This is a genomic window from Phenylobacterium sp. P4_E10, from assembly GCF_056401675.1.
Genome location: NZ_JBFUIW010000009.1, coordinates 125109 through 147107, shown reverse-complemented (window position 1 = coordinate 147107; position 21999 = coordinate 125109). Strand labels below are relative to the sequence as shown.

At 67.1% G+C, this 21999-nt stretch carries 16 protein-coding genes and 1 tRNA gene; 8 read left to right on the top strand and 9 right to left on the bottom strand.

The annotated features are described in order from the left end of the window. Positions 1-181 precede the first annotated feature (181 nt). Positions 182-1972, top strand: coding sequence for a long-chain-acyl-CoA synthetase (locus tag AC1DQJ_RS12590; RefSeq protein WP_477603747.1), 1791 nt, complete (start codon positions 182-184; stop codon positions 1970-1972). On the opposite strand, the gene AC1DQJ_RS12585 is transcribed toward AC1DQJ_RS12590, so the two are convergent. Continuing rightward, positions 1969-4176 carry a hypothetical protein gene (locus tag AC1DQJ_RS12585; RefSeq protein ID WP_477603745.1) on the bottom strand — a complete coding sequence of 736 codons (2208 nt, stop codon included), beginning with the start codon at positions 4174-4176 and terminating at the stop codon, positions 1969-1971. The genes AC1DQJ_RS12590 and AC1DQJ_RS12585 overlap by 4 nt on opposite strands. A 111-nt stretch (positions 4177-4287) precedes the next feature. On the opposite strand from AC1DQJ_RS12585, the gene uvrC reads away from it, so the two are divergent. The 3 genes from uvrC to pgsA are packed head-to-tail and all read left to right on the top strand — an operon-like array spanning position 4288 to position 7124. Further along, entirely contained in the window at positions 4288-6156 is a 1869-nt protein-coding gene (uvrC, locus tag AC1DQJ_RS12580; protein ID WP_477603743.1) for an excinuclease ABC subunit UvrC, read from the top strand. Positions 6157-6199: 43 nt separating this feature from the next. Beyond that, complete coding sequence (locus AC1DQJ_RS12575) at positions 6200-6442, top strand: hypothetical protein (protein ID WP_477603741.1); 243 nt, start codon at positions 6200-6202, stop codon at positions 6440-6442. A gap of 58 nt (positions 6443-6500) precedes the next feature. Continuing rightward, positions 6501-7124 (top strand): CDP-diacylglycerol--glycerol-3-phosphate 3-phosphatidyltransferase, encoded by a 624-nt coding sequence (gene pgsA / locus AC1DQJ_RS12570; RefSeq protein ID WP_477603739.1) that lies wholly within the window; start codon positions 6501-6503, stop codon positions 7122-7124. A 16-nt stretch (positions 7125-7140) separates the two neighbouring features. Here pgsA and AC1DQJ_RS12565 read toward each other — a convergent pair whose 3' ends face one another. The 3 genes from AC1DQJ_RS12565 to AC1DQJ_RS12555 all read right to left on the bottom strand — a co-directional run bounded on the left by AC1DQJ_RS12565 (position 7141) and on the right by AC1DQJ_RS12555 (position 9378). Next, positions 7141-7758, bottom strand: coding sequence for a glutathione S-transferase family protein (locus tag AC1DQJ_RS12565; protein WP_477603737.1), 618 nt, complete (start codon positions 7756-7758; stop codon positions 7141-7143). Positions 7759-7869: 111 nt separating this feature from the next. Further along, positions 7870-8760 carry a pirin family protein gene (locus AC1DQJ_RS12560; RefSeq protein ID WP_477603735.1) on the bottom strand — a complete coding sequence of 297 codons (891 nt, stop codon included), beginning with the start codon at positions 8758-8760 and terminating at the stop codon, positions 7870-7872. Positions 8761-8880: 120 nt separating this feature from the next. Further along, positions 8881-9378: an Lrp/AsnC family transcriptional regulator gene (locus AC1DQJ_RS12555; RefSeq protein ID WP_477603733.1), complete on the bottom strand. Its 498-nt coding sequence runs from the start codon at positions 9376-9378 to the stop codon at positions 8881-8883. Between the two features lie 141 nt (positions 9379-9519). Here AC1DQJ_RS12555 and AC1DQJ_RS12550 point away from each other — a divergent pair, with 141 nt between their 5' ends. Continuing rightward, positions 9520-12942 (top strand): indolepyruvate ferredoxin oxidoreductase family protein, encoded by a 3423-nt coding sequence (locus AC1DQJ_RS12550; protein ID WP_477603731.1) that lies wholly within the window; start codon positions 9520-9522, stop codon positions 12940-12942. A 15-nt stretch (positions 12943-12957) separates the two neighbouring features. On the opposite strand, the gene AC1DQJ_RS12545 is transcribed toward AC1DQJ_RS12550, so the two are convergent. Further along, positions 12958-14265, bottom strand: a complete 1308-nt coding sequence (locus tag AC1DQJ_RS12545) for a tetratricopeptide repeat protein (protein ID WP_477603729.1) — start codon at positions 14263-14265, stop codon at positions 12958-12960. A gap of 142 nt (positions 14266-14407) precedes the next feature. On the opposite strand from AC1DQJ_RS12545, the gene AC1DQJ_RS12540 reads away from it, so the two are divergent. Continuing rightward, positions 14408-15058, top strand: a complete 651-nt coding sequence (locus tag AC1DQJ_RS12540) for a TetR/AcrR family transcriptional regulator (protein ID WP_477603727.1) — start codon at positions 14408-14410, stop codon at positions 15056-15058. Positions 15059-15157: 99 nt separating this feature from the next. After that, on the top strand, positions 15158-16270 hold the full coding sequence (locus AC1DQJ_RS12535) for an NAD(P)/FAD-dependent oxidoreductase (protein ID WP_477603725.1): 1113 nt from the start codon (positions 15158-15160) through the stop codon (positions 16268-16270). Here the strand turns inward: AC1DQJ_RS12535 and AC1DQJ_RS12530 are convergent. Genes AC1DQJ_RS12530 through AC1DQJ_RS12520 form a run of 3 tightly spaced genes read right to left on the bottom strand, consistent with a single transcriptional unit; the run spans position 16267 to position 20227 of the window. Continuing rightward, positions 16267-17487 carry a PQQ-dependent sugar dehydrogenase gene (locus tag AC1DQJ_RS12530; protein ID WP_477603723.1) on the bottom strand — a complete coding sequence of 407 codons (1221 nt, stop codon included), beginning with the start codon at positions 17485-17487 and terminating at the stop codon, positions 16267-16269. The two genes, AC1DQJ_RS12535 and AC1DQJ_RS12530, sit on opposite strands and share 4 nt — an antisense overlap. Positions 17488-17504: 17 nt before the next feature. Next, on the bottom strand, positions 17505-19199 hold the full coding sequence (gene asnB, locus AC1DQJ_RS12525; protein ID WP_477603721.1) for an asparagine synthase (glutamine-hydrolyzing): 1695 nt from the start codon (positions 19197-19199) through the stop codon (positions 17505-17507). Next, positions 19199-20227 (bottom strand): glycosyltransferase, encoded by a 1029-nt coding sequence (locus tag AC1DQJ_RS12520; RefSeq protein ID WP_477603719.1) that lies wholly within the window; start codon positions 20225-20227, stop codon positions 19199-19201. Before AC1DQJ_RS12520 ends, asnB begins: the two co-directional genes overlap by 1 nt. A gap of 125 nt (positions 20228-20352) precedes the next feature. On the opposite strand from AC1DQJ_RS12520, the gene AC1DQJ_RS12515 reads away from it, so the two are divergent. Next, positions 20353-20429 (top strand) — tRNA-Met (locus tag AC1DQJ_RS12515). Positions 20430-20524: 95 nt separating this feature from the next. Here AC1DQJ_RS12515 and AC1DQJ_RS12510 read toward each other — a convergent pair. Then, positions 20525-21997 carry a hypothetical protein gene (locus AC1DQJ_RS12510; protein WP_477603717.1) on the bottom strand — a complete coding sequence of 491 codons (1473 nt, stop codon included), beginning with the start codon at positions 21995-21997 and terminating at the stop codon, positions 20525-20527. Between the last annotated feature and the right edge of the window lie 2 nt (positions 21998-21999).

The following is a 21999-nucleotide window of genomic DNA, read 5'->3' as shown; positions in this document are numbered from 1 at the left end:
GCCGGAGCGGTCATTCACCCTGGCGAACTGACGACTGAACGATTGCGCCGAGCATAGGCCCAGGTGAGTCCTCGGCGCCACGTTTGGGCTCGCCTGACGCGGGTGTGACCAATGGCGACGTCTGGTTAGCTTGACCCCCGAGGCGACGCGCCGCCAAGGTGTCCCGCGTCGGAGGGAATTGATGCGTCTTAAGGCCCGGCTCGAGCGTGACTGGCGGTTCATTCGCAGTCTGAATCGCACACTCAAGCGCGTGAAGAGCATCGCGCCGACATCGCCGAACCTGATCTGCGACGACATCCAGGCGGCGGTCGAGCAGTGGCGCGAGCGTCCGGCCCTAATCTTCGAGCACAAGACGGTCAGCTATGGCGAGATGGACGCCATCGCCAACCGCTTCGCCCACTGGGCCAAGGGGATCGGCGTGCGGCGCGGCCAGGTGGTTGCGCTCTTCATGCCCAACCGGCTTGAGTATTTTCCGATCTGGTACGGCCTGACCAAGATCGGCGCGGTCACCGCGCTGATCAACAATCAGCTGACCGGCGCGCCGCTGGCCCACTGCCTGAACATCTCCGGCGCCGCGCACGTGATTGTCGATTCCGACACCTCGCCGGCCTTCGAGCAGGCCAAGGGCCTGCTGGAACGGCCGATGCAGCAATGGGTGCTCGGCGGCCAGGCCCATGGCGGCCAGCGCGACCTCAGCCAAGCGCTGAAGAGCTGCAGCCAGCTGCCGCCCGACCGCTCGGTGCGCGACGGCATGACGGCCAAGGATACGGCGCTGTTCATCTACACCAGCGGCACGACCGGCCTGCCCAAGGCGGCCCGCATCACTCACCTGCGCGCCCAGCTCTACATGCGCGGGTTTGCAGGCTCGACCGGCGCCAATGACCGAGACCGGATCTTCGTCGCCCTGCCGCTCTACCATGCGACCGGCGGCCTCTGCGCGCTTGGCGCGGCGCTGCTGAACGGCGGCTCTGTGGTGCTGAAAAAGAGGTTCTCCGCCAGCCACTTCTGGGACGACGTGGTGGCCGAGAACTGCACGATGTTCGTCTATATCGGCGAGCTCTGCCGCTACCTGGTCAATCACGAAGAGGTCGAGGCCGAGCGCCAGCACAAGATCCGCCTGGCCTTCGGCAACGGCCTGCGCGCCGACGTCTGGGCCGAGATGAAGCGCCGCTTCCGCATCCCCGACGTCCTGGAATTCTACGGCTCCACCGAAGGCAACGTGTCGATGTTCAACTTCGACGGCCGGGTCGGGGCGATCGGCCGTTCGCCCAAGTGGATGAAGGACAAGGTCAACTATCGCCTCGTCCAGTTCGACGTGGAGAAGGAAGAGGAGATCCGCGGTCTCAACGGCCTGTGCATCGAAGCCGGGCCAGGCCAGATCGGCGAATGCATCGGCAAGATCGGCGGCGACGCGCGCAGCGAGTTCACCGGCTATGTCGACAAAGCCGCGTCCGACAAGAAGATCCTGCGCGACGTGTTCGCCAAAGGCGACGCCTGGTTCCGCACCGGCGACCTGATGAAGACCGACGCCGACGGCTATTTCTACTTCGTCGATCGGATCGGCGACACCTTCCGCTGGAAGGGCGAAAACGTCTCGACCGGCGAGGTGGCCGAGCGTCTGCAGTCGATCCCTGGCGTGGTCGAGGCCAATGTCTACGGCGTCACCGTCGAGGGCGCGGACGGCCGCGCCGGCATGGCCGGGCTGGTGGTCGGGCCCGACTTCGACATCAAGGCGTTCGGCGATACGGTGGCCAACGATCTGCCGTCCTACGCCCAGCCGGTGTTCGTCCGCATCCTGCCGGCCATCGAGACCACGGGGACCTTCAAGTACCGCAAGTTCGACCTGGTCGCCGACGGCTTCGACCCGGCGGGGATCAAGGGCCAGGTGTTCTACAAGGATCCGAACAAGGGCTATGTGCGGCTGACCAAGCCGGGCTACGCCAAGATCATGGCTGGCGGGGTGAAGCTCTAGCTCGGCTTTCCGGCGACCTGCACTGGCGGCTGACTGTTCGAGAGCAGGGCCTCCCGCAGCCGGTTGTTGTCCGCCTCGATGGCGCCAATCAGCTCGCGGAAGCGCGGGTCGGCCTGCAGCGGCGCCAGGATGGGATAGGCGTCCAGCCGCATGAAGCTGTCCAGGTCGTAGAGCTGGCGATAGCCGTTGTCATAGGCGGCGCGCAGCTCGGCCAAGCTGCGTTCCTTGTCTCCCAGCATGACGTAGGCCTGAGCGCGGGCGATCCGCCGAGCATTCATCTGGCGAAGGCCAGGCCTTGGCTCGGTAGCCGTCAGCACCGCCAGCGCGATCCGCCGGGCCTGGCCGTTGTCGCCGGTCTGGGCGATGGCGAAGGCGCCGACCATGGCGTCGTGGGCCAGCCCCGGTGAGACCACCGGCTTGGGCTCGAACAATTCCGGCGAGGTGATCAACAGCTGTTCCCGCGCCAGATCGTATTGGCCAAGCGCGCTCGCGCCGAGGACGATGGCGCTGTGCCAGAGCGGATCGGCGTCGGGCTCGGCCATCTTGGCCTGCGATAGGCGCAGCATCCCTGAATAGTCCCCGGCGATGATCAGCTTGAGCGCATCGACGATAGGGGCGACCACCGGGTGTCGGCGCCAGACGTCCATGGTGGTCTCGGCTTCCCGCCGCATGCCGAGATTATAGTAGATGTTCGCCAGCTGCAGCGAGGCGGCCGGATCAGTCTGGGGCGCGGCCGCCATCCGAAGCCAGACCGCAGCCTGATCGAGTTTGCCCTGCTCGGCCAGCAGGTCGGCGAGTTGCTGCTTGGAATCCACATACTCAGGGAACAGCTCGATATTGGCGCGGTAGCGCTGCTCGGCCTCTGCCAGCTGGTTGGTGGCGAAGAGGGATCCGGCCAGGGCGTTGTTGGCGATGCGGTCGAGCGGGTCGATCTCTAGCGCGCGGCGCAGATAGGTGGTCGCCTCCGCCGGTCGCCGGCCGGAGATGTAGTCGCCGTAGAGGCTCAGGGCCTCGGGATCGCGCGGGGCCAGGTCGACGGCGTGCTTGTAGGCGGCTTCCGCCTCGGCCTCTGAGCCCTGCCGTCCCTCGCGGATGAAGCGGATGGCGTTGACCATCCCCCTGGCGACATAGGCGGCCGACGAACGCGGATCGAGTTCCAGCGCCTTGGCGATCTCAGCCTCCGCGTCGCGCACCGCCGGCAGGAATTCGCCTTCCAGGTGGTTCTGGACGAGATAGGCGGTCGTATAGGCGTAGTCGGCGTGAACCTGGGCGTTCTCCGGCTCCAACTCGATCAGCCGCTTGTAGATCGCCTGGGCGGCCAGCACCTGCGCCTTGCCCTTGTGACGTAGCTGCCCCTTGGCGATCACCTCCAGCCGATAGGCCTCGGGGTTGCGGCGCGCGGCCTGGGCTTGGCCGCCGCCGGCGCGCAGTTCGACCTTGAGCGCCTCGGCCACGCCGTCGGCGATCTCGGTCTGGATGGCGAAGGCGTCGTCCATGGTCCGGTCATAAGTCTCGGACCACAGGTGATAGCCATCCTTGACGCTGACCAACTGGCAGGTGACTCGCAGACGATCACCCGACCTCCGCACGCTCCCCTCGACCACGTGGGCGACGTTCAGCTTCTTGCCGATCTCACGGATGTCCTCGTTCTTGCCCTTGAAATAGAAGGTCGAGGTGCGTCCGGCGACCTTGAGCTCGGGCACCTGGGCCAGGCTGTTGATCACCTCCTCGGTCAGACCATCGGCGAAGTACTCGGAATCCGCGGCGTTGCTGAAGTTCGCGAAGGGCAGCACCGCCACCGATTTGTTGGACGCCCCCATGGTCAGGCCGGCGGCGGCGTCCTCACGCAACGAGCCGGCCAGGCCGACCGCCGTGGCCACGAACACGACCGAGACCGTGGCGATGGCGGCCAGCGCGCCCCAGTCCATCCAGTTCATCTTGCGCTTGGGCTGGTCGGGGTCGCTGAGCGTGCGCCGGATGGCGCCGTTGGGGCCCAGCTCGAACGCCCAGGACAGGGCCATGGCGATCGGCAGGCCCAGCACGAGCAACAACAGCGTCAGGGCCGAGACCCACTTGGCCAGTTCAAAGGTCTCGAAGACCGTCTTGGCCACCTGGAATACGCCCCAGGCCGAGACGGTGTAGACGCCGGCCACACGGACGACGTTTCTGGCCTTCAACGCACTGAGGAAACGCCGGAAATCCAAGGCAGCCCTCGCTCGTAGCGGCCGCACTATGCGCCAAAGTCGCGATAGGCTGAAGCTCAACTATGAGGGCCACCGCTCCGTCTTCGCGCGGACTCGCCCTATATTGGCTGCATGCCGACTGAAACGACCGCTGAAGCGCCCCTGATCGGGGCTGCACTGATCAAGGATGAGGTGCGCCGCCTTCCGGATGCGCCCGGTGTCTACCGGATGATGGGAGAGGGCGGAGAGGTGCTCTACGTCGGCAAGGCGCGCTCGCTGAAGAAGCGCGTGCTGCAGTACGCGCAGGGCCGGTTCCACACCCAGCGCATCGCGCTGATGGTCGACCTGACCCGGTCGATGGAGTTCGTCACGGTCCGCACCGAGACCGACGCACTGCTGTTGGAAATCAACCTGATCAAGCAGCTGAAGCCGCGCTTCAACGTGCTGCTGCGCGACGACAAGAGCTTCCCGGAGATCGTCATCCGCCGCGATCATGAGGCGGCTCAGCTTCGCAAGCATCGCGGCGCCCACACGATCAAGGGCGACTATTTCGGGCCGTTCGCCTCGGCCCATTCGGTGACCAAGACGCTGAACACCCTGCAGAAGGCCTTCCTGCTGCGCTCGTGTTCGGACAGCGTCTACGAAAGCCGCACGCGCCCCTGCATGCTGCACCAGATCAAGCGCTGCGCCGCGCCGTGCACCGGCCTGATCAGCCTGGAGGACTATGCCGGCCTGGTCGAACAGGCCGAGGATTTCCTGCGCGGCAGGAGCCGGGCGGTGATGACCAAGATGTCTACCGAGATGCAGGCCGCTTCGGACGAGATGGAGTTCGAGCGGGCGGCCCGGATCCGCGACCGCATCCGCGCCCTGGCCTCGGTGGCCCAGGAGCAGCAGATCAATCCGGAGACGCTCGAAGAGGCCGACGTCTTCGCCCTCCACGCCGAGGGCGGCCAGGCCTGCGTGCAGGTGTTCTTCTTCCGCGCCGGCCAGAACTGGGGCAACCGGGCCTACTTCCCCCGCGTCGACAAGACCGACGAGGATCCGGATGTGATGAGCGCTTTCCTTGGCCAGTTCTACGACGACAAGCCGATCCCAAAGCTGATCCTGACCAATATCGAGCCGAGCGAGTGCGAGCTGCTATCGGAAGCGTTCGCGCTGAAGGCGGGCCGCAAGGTCGAGATCAACCGGCCCAAGCGCGGCGAGAAGGCCCAGCTGGTCGATCACGCGCTCACCAACGCGCGCGAGGCCCTGGGGCGCAAGATGGCCGAGAGCTCGGCCCAGTCCAAGCTGCTGGCCGGGGTCTGCGAGGCCTTCGGGCTTGAAGCCAGTCCCGAGCGGATCGAGGTCTACGACAACGCCCACATCTCCGGGACCAACGCGGTCGGCGGCATGATCGTCGCCGGGCCGGACGGTTTCCAGAAGGGCCAGTACCGCAAGTTCAACATCAAGGGGACCGAGCTCACTCCCGGCGACGACTACGCGATGATGAAGGAGGTGATGCGCCGCCGCTTCTCGCGCATGGTCAAGGAGGAGGAGGCCGGCGAGAACCCGCCGCGGCCCGACCTGGTGCTGGTCGATGGCGGCGCGGGGCAGCTGGCAGCGGTGCTGGAGGTGATGGCCGACGTCGGGGTCGACGACATCTCGGTGGTCGGCGTCGCCAAGGGACCCGACCGTGACGCGGGCCTTGAGCGGTTCTTCATCGAGGGCAAGACGCCCTTCATGCTCGAGCCGAAATCGCCGGTGCTCTACTACCTGCAGCGCCTGCGTGACGAGGCCCACCGCTTCGCCAACGGCAGCCATCAGACCCGCCGCTCGATGGACCTCAAGAAGAACCCGCTCGACGAGATCGACGGGGTGGGGCCGGGCCGCAAGCGGGCCCTGCTGCACGCCTTCGGTTCGGCGCGCGGGGTCAGCCGCGCCTCGGTCGACGACCTGGCCAAGGTCGACGGGGTCAGCGAGGCCCTGGCCCAGCGGATCTTCGATTTCTTCCGCAAGGGCTGAGCCCGAGGCTACTCTTGCCTCTCAACCGATGTGGAGACGCTTGATGGTTCGTGTCGCCTTGGTCGCCGCCGCCTTGGGCTTGCTGGCTCCGACTGCTGGCCAGGCCAGTTCGCCCGACGCCTGGGCCCAGTTCCAGGCAGATGTCCGCGCCACCTGTCTGGCTGCGGCTCAGAAGACAGGCATGAAGAACCCGGAGGTGCTGGTTCACCCGGTCGGTACGGAAGCCTACGGGCTTGCAGTCCTGCGCGAAGGCGCGGACAAGCGAATCTGCGTCTATGGCAAATAGTCGAAGAAGGTCGAATTGACGCCGGCCACCTAGTTACAGCCTGCGCGTTAGGACGACCATGAAAGCTCTGCCGAATATCCTGACCTCGCTGCGGCTGGTCCTGACTCTGTTCGTGTTCGTCGCCCTGGCCGCGGCCGCGGGAGCCGTGCCGTTCTTCAGCGAGCAACTGACTCCGGAATCGCAATTCGCCCTTCAGCGTTGGGCGTTCTGGTCGTTCATCATCGCAGCGGTGACCGATTTCTTCGACGGCTGGCTGGCCCGCAAGCTCGACGCGGTCAGCGTCTGGGGCGCGATCCTCGATCCGATTGGCGACAAGGTGCTGGTCTGCGGTGCGATCCTCGGCCTGCTGGCCATGGGCGGCCAGAACGCGGTCGTGCTGCCGGCTGGCCTGATGCTGTTCCGCGAATTCACGGTCAGCGCTCTGCGCGAGGTCGGGGCCGGCAAGGGCGTCAAACTGCCGGTGACCCGCCTGGCCAAGTGGAAGACAACGCTGCAGCTGACCGCCCTGACGGCCGAGCTGCTGGTCGCGTCCTGGGGCGCCTTCGACCTGCCCGCCGATCCGGCGATCCGCGAGCCGGTGACCCTGGTGGCTCACGCCCTGATGTGGGCGGCGGCGATCGTCACGGTGATCACCGGCGCCCAGTACTGGGAACAGACCCGCAAGGCGCTGAGCACGCTGTAGATCGGTGCGCTCGGGGCTAGGCGGTCGCCTTCTGCGGGGCGCGGGCCTTCACGCGCTCGACCCAGGCGACGATGTTCTTGTTGTCCGGGTTGATCGGCTGGCCGACCGAGGCGCCGAACTGCAGGAAGCAGAACAGCATGACGTCGGCCAGGGTGAAGCGATCGCCCGCCACCCAGGTCTTGCCGCTCATCAGGCCGTCGAGCCAGGCGATCCTTTCCTGGGCCAGTTCTTTCAGGTCGCCGGCGGCGTGCGGGATGGTGCGCACCCGGCTCTGGAACAGCGGCAGGCCCTCGGCGAACCGGAAGCCATTGGTCATCGGCTCGCAGATGTTGAGGTCGATGCGGCGCACCCACATGCGGGTCGCGGCCCGCTCCTCGGGCGTCGAGCCGATCAGCGTGTTCTGCGGGAACTTCTCGTCCAGGTACTCGCAGATGGCGGTTATCTCGGCCAGGTGCGAGCCGTCGTCGAGCTCAAGGCAGGGCAGCTGGCCGGCCGGGTTCTTGGCGACATAGGGCGGCTGGCGGTTCTCGCCGGCCATCAGGTCGACCTTCTCGACCGGGATCTCGACGCCCTTCTCGGCGAGGAACATCGCCACGACGGCCGGATTGGGGCCCATCGACGAATAGAGTTTCATGCCGTCCTCCCTGGACTTCTTGGTTGGCGGCACGATGCGCAGGCTTACGCGAGGGTGATCAAGCCGATTTTCGCCGAGCAATGAACAGCGGAGGCGGCCCGTGAGCGGGTCTCACATTGGGCTTGGCGGGGGAGGCGGCTCGGGCAGGGGGATGAACTCCTGGTCGTCGGCGTCGGGCAGCTTCATGCGGCCCGCGCGCCAGTCGGCCTTGGCCTGCTCCAGGCGGTCCTTCGACGAGGAGACGAAGTTCCACTCGATGAGGCGCGGCCCGATCGGCTCGCCGCCCAGGAGCATGACGATGGCCTCGGTCACCGCGGTGAACAGCACCGGCTTGCCCGGTTCGAACACCAGCATCTGGCCTTCGCGGAACTCGCGGCCGTCGACCTCGACCACGCCGGCGGCGACATAGGCGGCGCGTTCCGGATACTCGGCGGGCAGTTGGCCCTTGGCGCCGGGTTTGAACTGCCAGTGCACATAGAACAGCGGGGAGAGCGTCTTCACGGGCGACTTGGCGCCAAAGCCGCTGCCGGCGATCAGGCGGGCGGTCAGCCCGTCGTCGCTCTCATAGGTCGGCAGGTCGCCGGCCGCGTGGTGGTGGAACGAGGGCGCGGTCTCCTCGAACTCGACCGGCAGGGCGATCCAGGCCTGAATGCCGTTCATCTTTCCGCCTTGGGCGCGGAGGGTCTCGAAGCGCTCGGAATGGGTGATGCCGCTGCCGGCGATCATCCAGTTCACCTCGCCGGGATGGATCGGCTGGGTGACACCCACGGAGTCGCGGTGGGTGATCTCGCCCTCGAACAGATAGGTCAGGGTCGACAACCCGATGTGCGGATGCGGCCGCACGTCGACCTCGCGCCCGAAGCCGGGCTCGAAGGTCTTCGGACCCATGTGGTCGAAGAAGATGAAGGGGCCGATCATCCGCCGCTTGGCGAACGGCAGGACGCGGCCCACCTCGAACCCGCCGAGGTCCTTCCGGCGTTGGTCGATGACGAGTTCGATCATGGGTCGCTCCTCTGCTCCGACCCACTATAGGCGCGAGGAGCGACGCCTTCACGTCGTTCCCAAGTATAGGTTCGTGCTCGCGTGGCTATGTCGGACAAATAGGCGACGCAGGCGCGTCGTCTAGCTCTGGGCGCTCACATAGGGGCTGACCAGTCCGAGCGGCGCAGCGGTGGTGTGTTTCACCGAGCGAATCACGATCCGGCTCTCGATGTTCGAGACCAGGCCCAGCGACAGGATCTTGTCGCGCAGGAAGTCGTCGAAGGCGTGCATGTCGCGGGTGACGATCCGCAGTTCATAGTCGGCGGCGCCGGTGACCGTGGCGCATTGCACCACTTCCGGCAGCTTGGTGATCGCCGACTCGAAGGCGTCGAGGTTGTCCTTGGTCGGCAGGCTGAGCTTGACCGTGCAATAGACTTCGAAGCCGAGGCCCAGCAGGTCGCGGTCGAGAATGGTCACGCGGCGTTGAATGACCCCGGTGTCCTCGAGCCGTTTGATCCGCCGCCAGCATGGGCTGGAGGACAATCCTACTCGCTCTGCGATCTCGGCGACCGACAATCCGGCGTCATGCTGGATGAGGTCGAGAATCTTGGCATCGACCGCGTCGAGGGCCTCGGACAATTTTTCCTCCATTAAACGGCGCTTATGAGCGTCATTCTTGCCCCGAAATGGGCTTTGCGGGGCACGCCTTTGGCAAGCAATTCCATCGATCTTATATGATCTTCTATAGGCATTGGGGAGCCGAAAAGGAAAGATATTGCTATGCGGCACGCTGACGTGACGCTCGACGACAAATTCCTGCTCACGGAAGGTCGGGTTTTCATCACGGGCGTCCAGGCGCTGCTCCGTGTGATGATGGACCAGCATCGTCTGGACAAGGCCGCGGGCCTGAACACCGCCGGGTTCGTCTCCGGCTACCGGGGTTCGCCGCTCGGCGGGCTGGACCAGCAGGCGCATCGCGCCGGCAAGTTCCTCAAGGAAGCCGAGGTCGTCTTCAAGGAAGGCCTCAACGAAGATCTGGCCGCCACCGCCGTGTGGGGCAGCCAGCAAGCCAATCTGTTCCCGGGCGCCAAGTTCGATGGCGTGACCGGCATGTGGTACGGCAAGGCCCCTGGTGTGGACCGCACCGGCGACGCCTTCAAGCACGCCAACTTCGCCGGGACCTGGGCCAAGGGCGGCGTTCTGGCCGTGGCCGGCGACGACCATAACTGCAAGTCCTCGACCTTGCCGTCGCAGTCCGAGTTCGCCTTCCAGGACTTCGAGATGCCGGTGCTGTCGCCGGCCGATGTGCAGGAGGTTCTCGACTACGGCCTGATGGGCATCGCCATGTCGCGGTTCTCCGGGGTCTGGGTCGGGCTGATCGCCCTGGCCGACACCATGGACAGCGGCGTCACCATCGACGTCTCGATCGATCGCCACCAGATCGTGGTCCCGACCAACTTCAACATTCCGGCCGGCGGGCTGGGCATTCGTCTGAAGGACCAGCCGCTGGAAAAGGAGCGCCGGCTCCGCAACTTCAAGATCCCGGCCGCTCTGGCATTCGCCCGCGCCAACCGTATCGACCGGGTGATGCTGGGTTCGAACCGCCCGCGCCTGGGCATCGTCTGTCAGGGCCAGGCCTACAAGGACGTGATCGAGGCCTTCGCGGCCATGGGCATCTCCGAGAAGGAAGCCTCCGACCTGGGCGTCGCCATCTACAAGGTCGGCATGCCCTGGCCGCTCGAGCCGACCGGTCTGCGTTCGTTCGCCGCCGGCCTCGAGACGATGATGGTCATCGAGCACAAGCGCCCGCTGATCGAAACCCAGGCCCGCTCGGCCCTTTACGACCTGCCGGCCCATGCGCGTCCGAAGATCGTCGGCAAGGTGGACGAGCAGGGACATCCGCTGCTCTCGGAGCTCGGCTCGCTGTCGGTGGCCGAGGTCGCCCTGGCGATCGCCGACCGACTTCCCCCCGGCCCGCATATGGAGCGGGTCAACGACTACCTCGCCCGGGTTTCGGCCGCCTCCATGGCTGCGGTCACCCTGGCCGCCGAGCAACAGCGCAAGCCGTTCTTCTGCTCGGGCTGCCCGCACAACACCTCGACCCGGCTGCCGGAAGGGACCCGTGCGCTGGCCGGCATCGGCTGCCACTACATGGCCAGCTTCTCTGACCCGCAGACCGACCTCAACAGCCACATGGGCGGCGAGGGCCTGACCTGGGTCGGCTCGGCGCCGTTCACCACCGAACCGCATGTGTTCGTGAACCTGGGCGACGGCACCTACAACCACTCTGGCTCGCTGGCGATCCGCGCTTCGGTCGCGGCCGAGAGCCACGTCACCTACAAGCTGCTGTTCAACGACGCGGTCGCCATGACCGGCGGGCAGGCGGCCGAGAGCGGTTTCACCCCGGCTCAGATCACCCGCCAACTCGCCTCTGAAGGCGTCGCCAAGACAGTGATCGTCGCCGATGATCCCAGCCGCTACGAGGGCGTCAGCGGTCTGGCGCCCGGTGTCGAGGTCAAGCCGCGCTCCGAACTGATGGCCGTGCAGATGATGCTGCGCGAGACCCCCGGCACCACCGTCCTGCTCTACGATCAGGTCTGCGCCACCGAGAAGCGCCGCCGCCGCAAGCGCGGCAAGATGGACGTCGCCACCAAGCGCGTCTTCATCAACCCGCTGGTCTGCGAAGGCTGCGGCGACTGCTCGAAGAAGTCGAACTGCGTCTCCGTCGAGCCGCTGAACACCGAGTTCGGCCGCAAGCGGAAGATCAACCAGTCGAGCTGCAACACCGACTACTCCTGCCTGGAAGGCTTCTGCCCGTCCTTCATCACCATCGAAGGCGGCGAGAACGCTCACGCCAAGGCGATGCCGGCGCTCACGGCCGACTCCACGCCGCTGCCGGCCTTCGAGCCGCTGGAAGGTGTGCGCAACATCGTCTTCACCGGCATCGGCGGCACCGGGGTGACCACGGTCGCCTCGATCCTGGCCATGGCTGCCCACGTCGACGGCCGCGCCTCCTCGGTGGTCGACATGACCGGCCTCGCCCAGAAGGGCGGGGCGGTGTTCTCCCACGTCCGCATCGGCGAGACCGAGGATACGGTGGTCGGCGGGCGGGTGCCCGCGGCCAGCGCTCACGTGCTGATCGCTTGCGACATCCTCTCGGCGGCCGGCGCCGACGCCCTGGCGCTCTACGCCAAGGACCGCACGGTGGCCGTGGGCAACGAGGACTTCGCGCCCACCGCCGATTTCGTCACCGACCGCGATGTCAGCTTCAACTCCGGCTCGATGTCACGCCGGATCAAGGCCGCGGCCAAAGCCTACGACGAATGCCCGGCCCACCATCTGGCCGAGACCAACTTCGGCGACGCCATCTACGCCAACATGATCATGGTCGGCTTCGCCTGGCAGAAGGGCCTGATCCCGCTCTCCAGCCGCGCCGTCTACCGCGCCATCCGCCTGAACGGCGTCCAGGCCGAAGCCAATCTCCAGGCCTTCGAGCTCGGCCGTCGAGTGGCGCATGATCCCAGCCAGCGCGGGGAGGCCGAGGACGCGACCCCGACGCCGGAAACCATGCCGCTGGACGAGCTGATCGCTCACCGGACCCGCGAACTGACCGCCTACCAGGACGCCGGCTATGCCAAGCGCTACGCCGACAAGGTGGCCCGGGTGGCGGCCGCCGAGGGGCCGTTCGGTTCGCAGCTCCTGACCCGCGCGGTGGCCGTCAACCTCTACAAGCTGATGGCCTACAAGGACGAGTACGAGGTCGCGCGGCTCTACACCGACGGCCGCTTCGCCGCCGAACGCGCCAAGACCTTCAAGGGCGGCAAGACCAAGGTCATGCTCTCCCCGCCGCTGCTCGCGCCCAAAGGCCCGGACGGCAAGCCGAAGAAGATCGCCTTCGGGGGCTGGATGCTGGACGCCGCCTTCCCGGTGCTGGCTCAGATGAAGGGCCTGCGCGGCGGTCCGCTGGACATCTTCGGCTACTCAGAAGAGCGGAAGATGGAGCGCGGCTTGATCGCGGAATACGAGGCCGGCCTCGACAAGCTGCTGGTTGGTCTCGACGCCGAGCGCCTGCCGCTGGCGACCCAGATCGCCCAGGTCCCGCAAGGCATCCGTGGCTTCGGCCACATCAAGGACGCCTCGGTGAAGATCGCCAAGGTCGACGAGGCCAAACTCTGGGCCAAGTGGGAACAGGCCGCAGCTTAAGCTGCGGCCCAATCCTCAGGCCCGCTCCGCCTGCCGGCCGGGCTGGTTGGCGGTCGGCAGGGCCTGGGCGCGTTCGGCCAGCAGCGCCTGTTCGAGGGCGTGGTCGCGGTGGCGCGATGCCGCCTCGATCAGCGTCAGGTCGATCAGGTCGCGCTGGGCGTGGCTGCCGCCGAAACGAGCGGCCCGGTTGCGCACGTCCCGTAGCCGCTCGATGGCGATGCCATAGCGCTCGTCGCCGAACGCCTTGAGCCCTTCCATCAGCGGCAAGCCGACCTCGCGCACGAAGCCGGCGTTGTCGCCAGGGCCAACCAGGGCCATGTCCTGCAGCTTCAGCAGGGCCTTGGCGGCGTCGGGGCGGCCCGCGCCGACGAAAGCCATCATCGCGTGGGCGTCGTCGAAGGCGTAGGCCCCCTTGTCCGGCTTGGCCTCATAAGCATCGGCCAGGTCATTCCAGCGTGCGCCCACTGGCACGCCCCGGAGACTGAGCCGCCACAGGATCGCTGCCGCGTCCACCATGTCGAGGGCCGTGTCGGACTTCGCGCCCCAGATCGGGCCATCATAGAGCGAGAGCACCTCTTCCACCTCGCCCAGACCCAGATGGAAGAGCGCCAAGTGCCACCAGTTGTGGACCTGGAAGAAGCTGTCCTCGGTCCAGGCCCGCAGGTCGTCGCGGAAGAGGGCGATCCCGTCGCGGCGGCGGTCCTGCATCTCCAGCACATGAGCCACCGCGTGCCGGGCCCAGCCGTTGCGCGGCTCCAGCTCAAGCGCCTCGCGTCCCGTGTCTTCGGCGCGATCGTAGAGCGCGGTCTCCTCCAGGCCGAACGCATGCATGCCGAGCACGGCGTGATAGTCCGGCGCCTGGCGCGACCAGAAGGGCAGGGCGCGGCCGATGCGATCGCGCAGCATCCGGCTGTCGCCGACCAGGAAGTCGAACAACTGGCCGGCCTGTAGCGCCAGGGTGTCGCGCGGATTGTCGATCGACACGTCTTCCAGGATCCGAGCGGCCATTTTTGGCTCGCCGTCGATCAAGGCGCCGATCGCCTGCACGTGGCCGCGTTCACGGTCGTTGGCGGTGAGGGGAAGCGCCGCCTGATAGGCCTGAAGGCCCCGCTGCATCACCTCCGCGTTCGACCCGATCAGGGTCAGATAGGCCATCAGGGCGTGGCCCATGACGAACTGAGGACTGTCGGTGAGTGCGTCCTCCAGCGGGGTGATCGGATCGCCGGCGTAGCAGTAGTAGGCGTCCAGCGCGGTTTGGTATTTTTCGGCGGCGAAGGGGCTGGCCCCGGTCAGATCCGCCCCGGATCGGTCTCGTTGAGACATCGGGTATCTCCTTGTTTCGGGCGGTAAGGGGTATTTCGTCGCGGGCGCGGCCTCTAGCCGACGCGCGGTTGGTTTTGCGGCCTCTTGGATTTCCGTGTTATCTGAAAGCGTTGCGCGATCCCGAACCCAGCGGATGCTGCGGATGCCGGAACAGCTGAGTGAGAAAACCGCACCGAAGGTACAGTCAAAGGGTGCTCGAACCCGCGAGCGCCTGCTCGACCTGGCCTATGACTCGGTGATCCGCAAAGGCTTCACGGCAACCTCGATCGAGGAATTGGTGGCCGAGGCGGGTATCACCAAGAGCGGCTTCTTCTACCACTTCCGCGACAAGAACGATCTCGCCCGCCAGATGCTCGAGCGCTACCAGGCCGAGAACGGGGCGTTCCAGGATGCGATCGAGGCTCGGGCGCGCGAGCTATCCGACGACCCGCTGCACAGCTTCCTCATCTTCCTGAAGCTCTACGCCGAGGCGATGGTTGAGGCCGTGGTACAGCACCCCGGCTGCATCGTCGCGATCATCACCTTCCAGGACCAGGCCTTCGATCGCCAGGTGGCGGCGATGAACGTCGAGGGCCTGCACGCCTGGCGACGGCGCTTCCTGCCGTGGCTGGAGGACATCGCGGCGGCCTATCCGGCACGGAGCGAACCCGATCTGGTCGCCATGGCCGACGCGGTGTTCGGCATCACCGCCTCGGCCCTGACCATCTCCAAGACCCTGGACGACCCACGGGTCATGGCCCAGCAGCTGCTGCTCTATCGCGAGCAGGTGCGGCTGCTGTTCTCGCCTGGCTAGCGCACCGTCTTCCGCACGGCCTGGGCGAAGGCCGCCTGCGCCTGCCACACCCCGGCGGTGAAGGTTTGCATCGCCGTGACGTTCAGCTAGGCCTTGGCCATGGCGGATTTCGATTTCGATGCAGTCGTGGTGGGCGCCGGGGCCGTAGGCTTGGCGTGCGGCTATGCGCTGTCGCGGCGCGGCCTGGTGGTGGCGGTGCTGGAGGCGGGGCCGATCATCGGCGAGGGTGTCTCGGCTCGCAATTCCGAGGTGATCCACGGCGGGCTCTACTATCCGACCGGTTCGTTGAAGGCCCGGTTGTGCGTCCAGGGGCGCCGCGCGCTCTACGCATTCCTCGACAGCCACAAGGTCGCCTACGACCGCTGCGGCAAGCTGGTGGTCGCTACCGGCCCGGCCGAGCTGGAACGCCTCGACGGCATTCTTAAGCAGGCGCAGGCCAACGACGTCGAGGAGATGGCGCGGCTGACCAAGGCCCAGGCGCTGGCCCTGGAGCCCGACCTCTACTGTGAAGGCGCGCTGATTTCGCCGCAGAGCGGGGTGTTCGACAGCCACAGCTACATGCTGGCCCTGCGGGGCGAGATAGAGGCCGCCGGCGGCGCGGTGGTCACCTCCACCCCGTTCGAGGGCGCGACGCCGCTGGACGGCGGAGGCTATTCCATTCGCGCCGGCGGCGAGGAGCCGACCACCCTGACCGCCCGGCTGCTGGTCACGGCCCCGGGGCTTTCGGCCCAGGACGTCGCCGCGACCATCGAGGGCTTCCCCAAGGAGGTGATCCCAAAGGGCCGCTACGGAAAGGGGGTCTATTTCCGGCTCAGCGGCAGGGCGCCGTTCGCGCGGCTGATCTATCCGCCGCCGATCCCGGGCGCGCTGGGCACCCACTATCGCCGCGACCTCGGCGGCCAGGCGGTGTTCGGCCCCGACCTGCACTATGTCGAGGAGATCGACTACAGCGTCGATCCGGCCCTGGCCGGCGAGTTCTACCAGTACATCCGCAAGTTCTGGCCGGGCCTGCCGGACGGCGCTCTGGCGCCCGACTACGCCGGCATCCGTCCGAAACTGCACGGCCCCGGCGAGCAGCAGCCGGACTTCCAGATCGACGGCCAGGACGTCCATGGCCTGCCAGGCCTTGTCGCCCTGTTCGGCATCGAAAGCCCCGGCCTGACCTCTTCGCTAGCCATCGGCGAAGAGGTGGCCGGGCGGCTGGGGCTCTAGGCCTTCGGGACCAGCTTCAGCACCCGACCCTTGTCGCTGTCCGTCACCAGGTACAGGGCGCCGTCGGGACCGACGATCACGTCGCGGATGCGCTCGCCAAGGTCAAAGCGCTCCTCGCCAGTCACCTTGCCGTCTTTCAGGCTCAGGCGGACCAGGCTCTTTGTAGCCAGACCGCCGATGAAGACGCTGCCTTTCCAGGCCGGGAACAGACCGGCCTCATAGAAGGCCATGCCCGACGGGCCGATCACCGGATCCCAGTAGTAGACCGGCTGCTCCAAGCCTTCCTTGGCCGTGATCCCTTCGCCGATCGGCTTGCCGGAATACTCCACGCCATAGGTGATGGTCGGCCAGCCGTAGTTCTTGCCGGCCTGCGGATGATTCAATTCGTCGCCGCCGCGTGCGCCGTGCTCGACTTCCCATAGCGCCCCGGTCTTGGGATCCAGCGCCGCCGCCTGAATGTTGCGGTGGCCGTAGGACCAGATCTCAGGCTTCACGCCGGCCTGGCCGACGAAGGGGTTATCCTTGGGGATCGTGCCGTCGGCGTTGATCCGCACCACCTTGCCCAGCGTGCCGTCCAGCTGCTGGGCCTGGACCCGACCGGGCAGGATCGAACGCTCGCCGGTGGTGATGAACAGCTTGCCGTCGCGGGCGAAGACCAGGCGGCCGCCGAAGTGCAGGGTCGATTCCAGCGACGGGCTCTGGCGGAAGATCACCTGCACGCCGGTGACCTTGTCGCCGGCCAGCTTGCCGCGGGCCACGGCGGTGTGGTTGCCGCCGCCTTCCGCCGCTTCGGAATAGCTCCAGTAGACCAGGCCGTTCTTGGCGAAGTTCGGATCGATGGCCAGGCCTAGCAGGCCGCCCTGGTTGCGCCCGTCCACCGCCGGCAGGCCGGTGATCGGTCCGGACAAGGTCCCGTCCTTGGCCACGATCCGCAGTTGGCCGGTGGGCTTCTCGGTCACCAGCAGCCGTCCGTCCGGCAGGAAGGCCAGGGCCCAGGGCTTGTTCAGCCCCTCAGCCACCGTCTGCACCTCGTAGGCGACGCCCAGCTTTTCCTCGGGCGCGCGGGTCTGGCCGGCGAAGGCGGGCTGCTGGTCGGGGGCGTTGGCGGGCTTGGTGGCGACCGGGGCGCCGGGGCCCGCGGGTTGGGCCTGGCCGTCGGCCCCGCCGCAGGCGGCGACCAGAGCGGCGAGGGCGGTGGTCAGAAGTAGGCGGCGCATAGGGTGGTGCTCCAAGGTCAGATGGGGCCGGCGACGGCGGTCAGGGCCTCGGCCGGAGCCGCGCCCTCCAGATGGATCAGCGCCCAGACGGCGAAGAACAGCAGCGGCCAGCGGCCGGAGGTTTCGGAGGTGAACGCCGCGGCCGCGGTTTCGGCCCCCAGCAATTGGCGCACCGCCGCGACCTTGCCGATCCGCTCGGCGATCTGGCCGGCGCGCGGCGCAATCCAGGCGTCCACCGGCACGGTGAAGCCCTTCTTCCGCGCCCAGGGTTCGGCGGCGGGGCAGGCGCGCTCCAGCCAGGTCCGCAGCAGCCATTTGCCGTAGCGCCCGCGCACCTTCATGCGGTCGGGGAGCGGGAAGGCGAAGGCGGCGACCTGCGGGTCCAGGAACGGCGTGCGGCCTTCCAGCCCATGCGCCATCAGGCAGCGGTCGAGCTTCAGCAGCAGGTCGTTGGGCAGCCAGGTGGCGATGTCGGCCCACTGAGCCTGTTGCAGCCGGGTCAGGCCCGGCGGAGCCTTGGCGGCGGCGCGCCAGCGCTCCACCACGCCCTGATCGGGCGTCCGCGGCTCGGCCGCACGGCCGCCCAGCCAGGCCGGGCGCAGGGCGCGCCGGTAGCGGCCATAACCGCCGAACAACTCGTCGCCGCCTTCGCCGGTCAGCACCACGGTCAGCGTGCCCTTGGCGGCCTCGGCCAGCTTGTAGGTCGGCAGCGTGGCGTAGTCGGCGGTGGGATCGTCCATCGCCCAGGCGACCTGTGGCAGGATCCGCCAGAAGTCGGCCTCGTCGAAGCTGGTCTCGCGCCAGTCGAGCTTCAGGGCGCTGGCCACCTTTTCGGCCGCGGCCCGCTCGTCACGGGCGCCTGGCGCGTCGAAACCGCAGGTGAAGGCGGTCACCGGCCGCGCGTTCAGCCGCGCCATCAGGGTGGCGATGGCCGCCGAGTCGATGCCGCCGGACAGGAATAGGCCGTAGGGAACGTCCGAGCGCTGGTGGACCTTGACGCTGTCCTCCAACACCCCGTCCAGGCGGCGGATGAGCTCGTCTTCCGAACCGCCGCTGCGGGCAGGGGGCGCGGCGATGGCCGGGCGGTGCTCGCGCGGCGTGATCTTGCCATCGACCACTTCGACGATCTCGCCCGGCGCCAGTCGGCGCAGGCCCTTGAAGATCGTCTCCTCGGTCAGGGTGTAGTTGAAGGCCAGCAGCTCGCGCGCCCGGTCTTCCGACAGCTCAGCGCCGATCAGGCCTGCGGCCAGGAAGGCGCGCGGTTCCGAAGCGAAGGCCACCTGGCCATCATGCTCGAGCAGATAGAGCGGCTTGATCCCGAACGGATCGCGCACCAGCCAGGTGCGGCCGTCGGTCCCGACCAGGCAGAAGGCGTACATGCCCCGAAGCCGTGCGAACGCTGCGTGGCCCTCCTTGGCGTAGATGTGCAGCAGCGGCTCGAAGTCGGAGCCGGTTCCGAGCTGGTCCTTCAGTCCGAATTCTTCGGCCAGTTCGACATAGTTGTAGATCTCGCCGTTGCCGATCACCGTCGATCCGGCCCCGTGCAGCGGCTGCCAGCCGCCTTCCAGATCGATGATCGAGAGCCGCGCATGGGCCAGCGAGCGGCCGGGCGCCTCCTCGACGAACACGCCGTTGGGCCCGCGATGGGTCAGAGCCTCGATCATCGGCCGAGCCGAGCCGCCCGGTCCGAGGATCCCCGCGATGCCGCACATCAACCGGCCCCGTAGTCGGCGAACAACTCGCGCCATTGGGCGACCACCGCGCTGGGCGAGAACTCGGCCTCCACCCGTTCCGAACCGTTCTGCACCATGCGGATGCACAGCATCGGGTCGGCGATCAGCCGGTTGATCGCCTCGGCCAGAGCGTCGGCCGCGTCGATCGGGACCAGCAAACCGTCCTCTTCGTTCTTGATCAGGGCGGCGGGGCCTTGGCTGGCGGCGGCGACTACCGGCAGACCATGGGCCCAGGACTGGATCACCACATTGCCCAGCGGCTCGTAGCGCGATGGGAAGACGCAGATGTCGGCCGCGCGATAGAGGGCGGACGGATCGTTGCGCCAGCCCAGGAACCGCACCCGACGGCCAACGCCGAGCGCGTCGGCCATGGCCCGCAGCTTGCCCTCCAGCGCCCCGGCCCCAGCGATCCACAGATAGGCCTCGGGGACCTTGGTCAGGGCTTCCAACGCCACGTCATGCGCCTTCGAATCGTGCAGCCGGCCCATGGCCAGCAGCAGCGGCACGTCCTCGGGCGTGGTCAGCGCGGCGCGGTCGGCGGGGGCCGCGTCGGGCGGCGCCAGCGCAAAATTGGGGATGTAGCGGACCTTGCCGGCCGGCCAACCCTGGCCGACCACCCACTCGGCGATGTCCTCGGTATTGGCGACCAGCTCGTCGAAACCCTTGTAGTATTTGAGGTTGTAGTAGCCCCCCAACCGGCCGACCCGCGCCCAGGGCCCCGTCGGCGTATGGCGCGCGGCGCGGTTCATCCAGGCCAGGGCCAGCTTCACGTCGTGCTTTTGGGCGAAGCCGTTCAGCTTGGGCTTGGTCAGCAGGTCGATGGGGCCGCCGAAGCGGAAGATTCCGGTCGGCACGTTCAGGCGATCCAAGGCCGCCTGGCGGTTAGGATTGGCGCGGATGCCCGCCGACTGCCTCACCCCGTCGCCGGCCAAAGCCGCGACCAGGTCGAGGAAGTAGGTCTCCGCGCCGCCTTCGCCGGCCGTTCCGAGAAGATGCAGGACGCTCATGCGGGCCAGACCCTAGAGTGGGCCGGTCGAAAACGGAATCCGCTTTTGGTCGAGACGTCGCATCCAACCCGCTTGAAGATGCGAAAAACCCACCCTATAAACCGCGCCTCGCCGAAAGGCCCGGCGGCTGGGTAGCTCAGATGGTTAGAGCGGTGGATTCATAACCCACAGGTCGGCGGTTCGATCCCGCCCCCAGCTACCACTTCAAGGGACGCGGTCGCAGTCGGCCAGTTGGCCGGGACCGACATCGCATCCCAACCATGGTCGCGCTATAGCGAAGTCTGCACGCCGCCCGGACTAGCTGCTGAAGATCCAGTCGCTGGTGAGGCTCGACATCTGTACTCCGACCAGGATCATTCGTCCGCCGCCGCTGATGTCGATCACGGTGTCGCCCTCGATCTGGCTGACGGCGTAAGGTGCGCCGGACAGAACATTCACCCTGTCGCCCTCGGCTAGATGGAAGTCGGTCACGAGATCTAGTCCTGCGGCCCCATGCGTATGGAAAATATCGGCGCCGGCGCCGCCCATCAGGGTGTCGTTTCCCCTGTCGCCAGCCAGCCAGTCATCGCCTGGTCCCCCGAAAACGAAATCGTCATCCTGGCCGCCCCGCATGACGTCGTTGTTGTCGCCCCCATGGAGGGTGTCGTTTCCGATGTTCCCGTAGACGATGTCGTTGCCTGCCTCACCGCTGAGCAGATCAGCGTCCTTTCCTCCGACCACCCAGTCGTTTCCCGAGCCGCCAGACAACGTGTCGTTGCCCTGGTTGCCATTCATGTCGTCGAATCCGGCGCCGCCGCGGATGGCGTCGTTGCCAAGTTCTCCCCGCAAGAAGTGGTCGCCTGGCCCGCAGACGATGTCGTCGTCGCCGCTTGATCCGTGAATTCCGCCGTGGCCGCCGTTGCCGTGCTGGTCCTCAGGGGGGCAGGTCCAGCCCTCGACCGCGTAGGTCCAGTCGAAGGCGTTGAGCGAAACCCGATCGACTAGCGCGCCCTGGCCGTCGTTGTCCGCCGCGAGCTCGCGAAACGTCAGCACGTCCGCGCCCGCCGCGCCGGTCACCTCGCGGACGTAATTTGTGAAATCGACGCTGTGCGGCGCGATGGTGTCCACCAGCGTTCCGTTCCAGAACACGAGGACGGTGCTGGTCGGAAGTGGAGCGTCCGCGCGCGCCGCAAGCGAAAACCTGAGCGCGTACTTCGCGCCCTCGACCGCATCCACTGTCTGGGTCAGCGTGTCGACATCGCCTGCCCAGTCCAGTTCGGCGACCTGGTGGCCGTCCGCCGCCGTCACGCCTCCGTAGCCATTGGCCCAAAGTTCGATGCTATTGCCGCCAAGGTTGGTCCAACCCGGTACAGTAGCTTCGGGAAGCTGGAACCAGTTCTGGGCGGCCCCCTGATCCGGCGTTTCGAAGGAGCCGTTTACGAGCAGGTTCAGGTCGTTGCGGAGGTGTAGATCGACCCGTGCCGTGCTGAGAGCGCCGTTCCCCATTTGGATGGTGTAGGCGAAGGCGTACGACCCCGAACCTGCGAAGGCGTCGCTGTCGACGATGATCGTGCCGTTGTCGTTGAGCGTGACCTGACGGCCGTCGACAGAGACGAGGTGCTTCGCGTTTCCGCCGAGGTCGTTGTCCAATAGCTGAAGACTATCAAGCCGGAACGCGCCCAGGACCTCGTCGCTGGCGTAGAGGACAATGCAATCGTCCTTCGCTTGGGGCAGCTTCAAGGGGTCTGAGGCCGAGGCGTGAAGGGAAGGAGTCGAGATTTCGTCAGTCATCG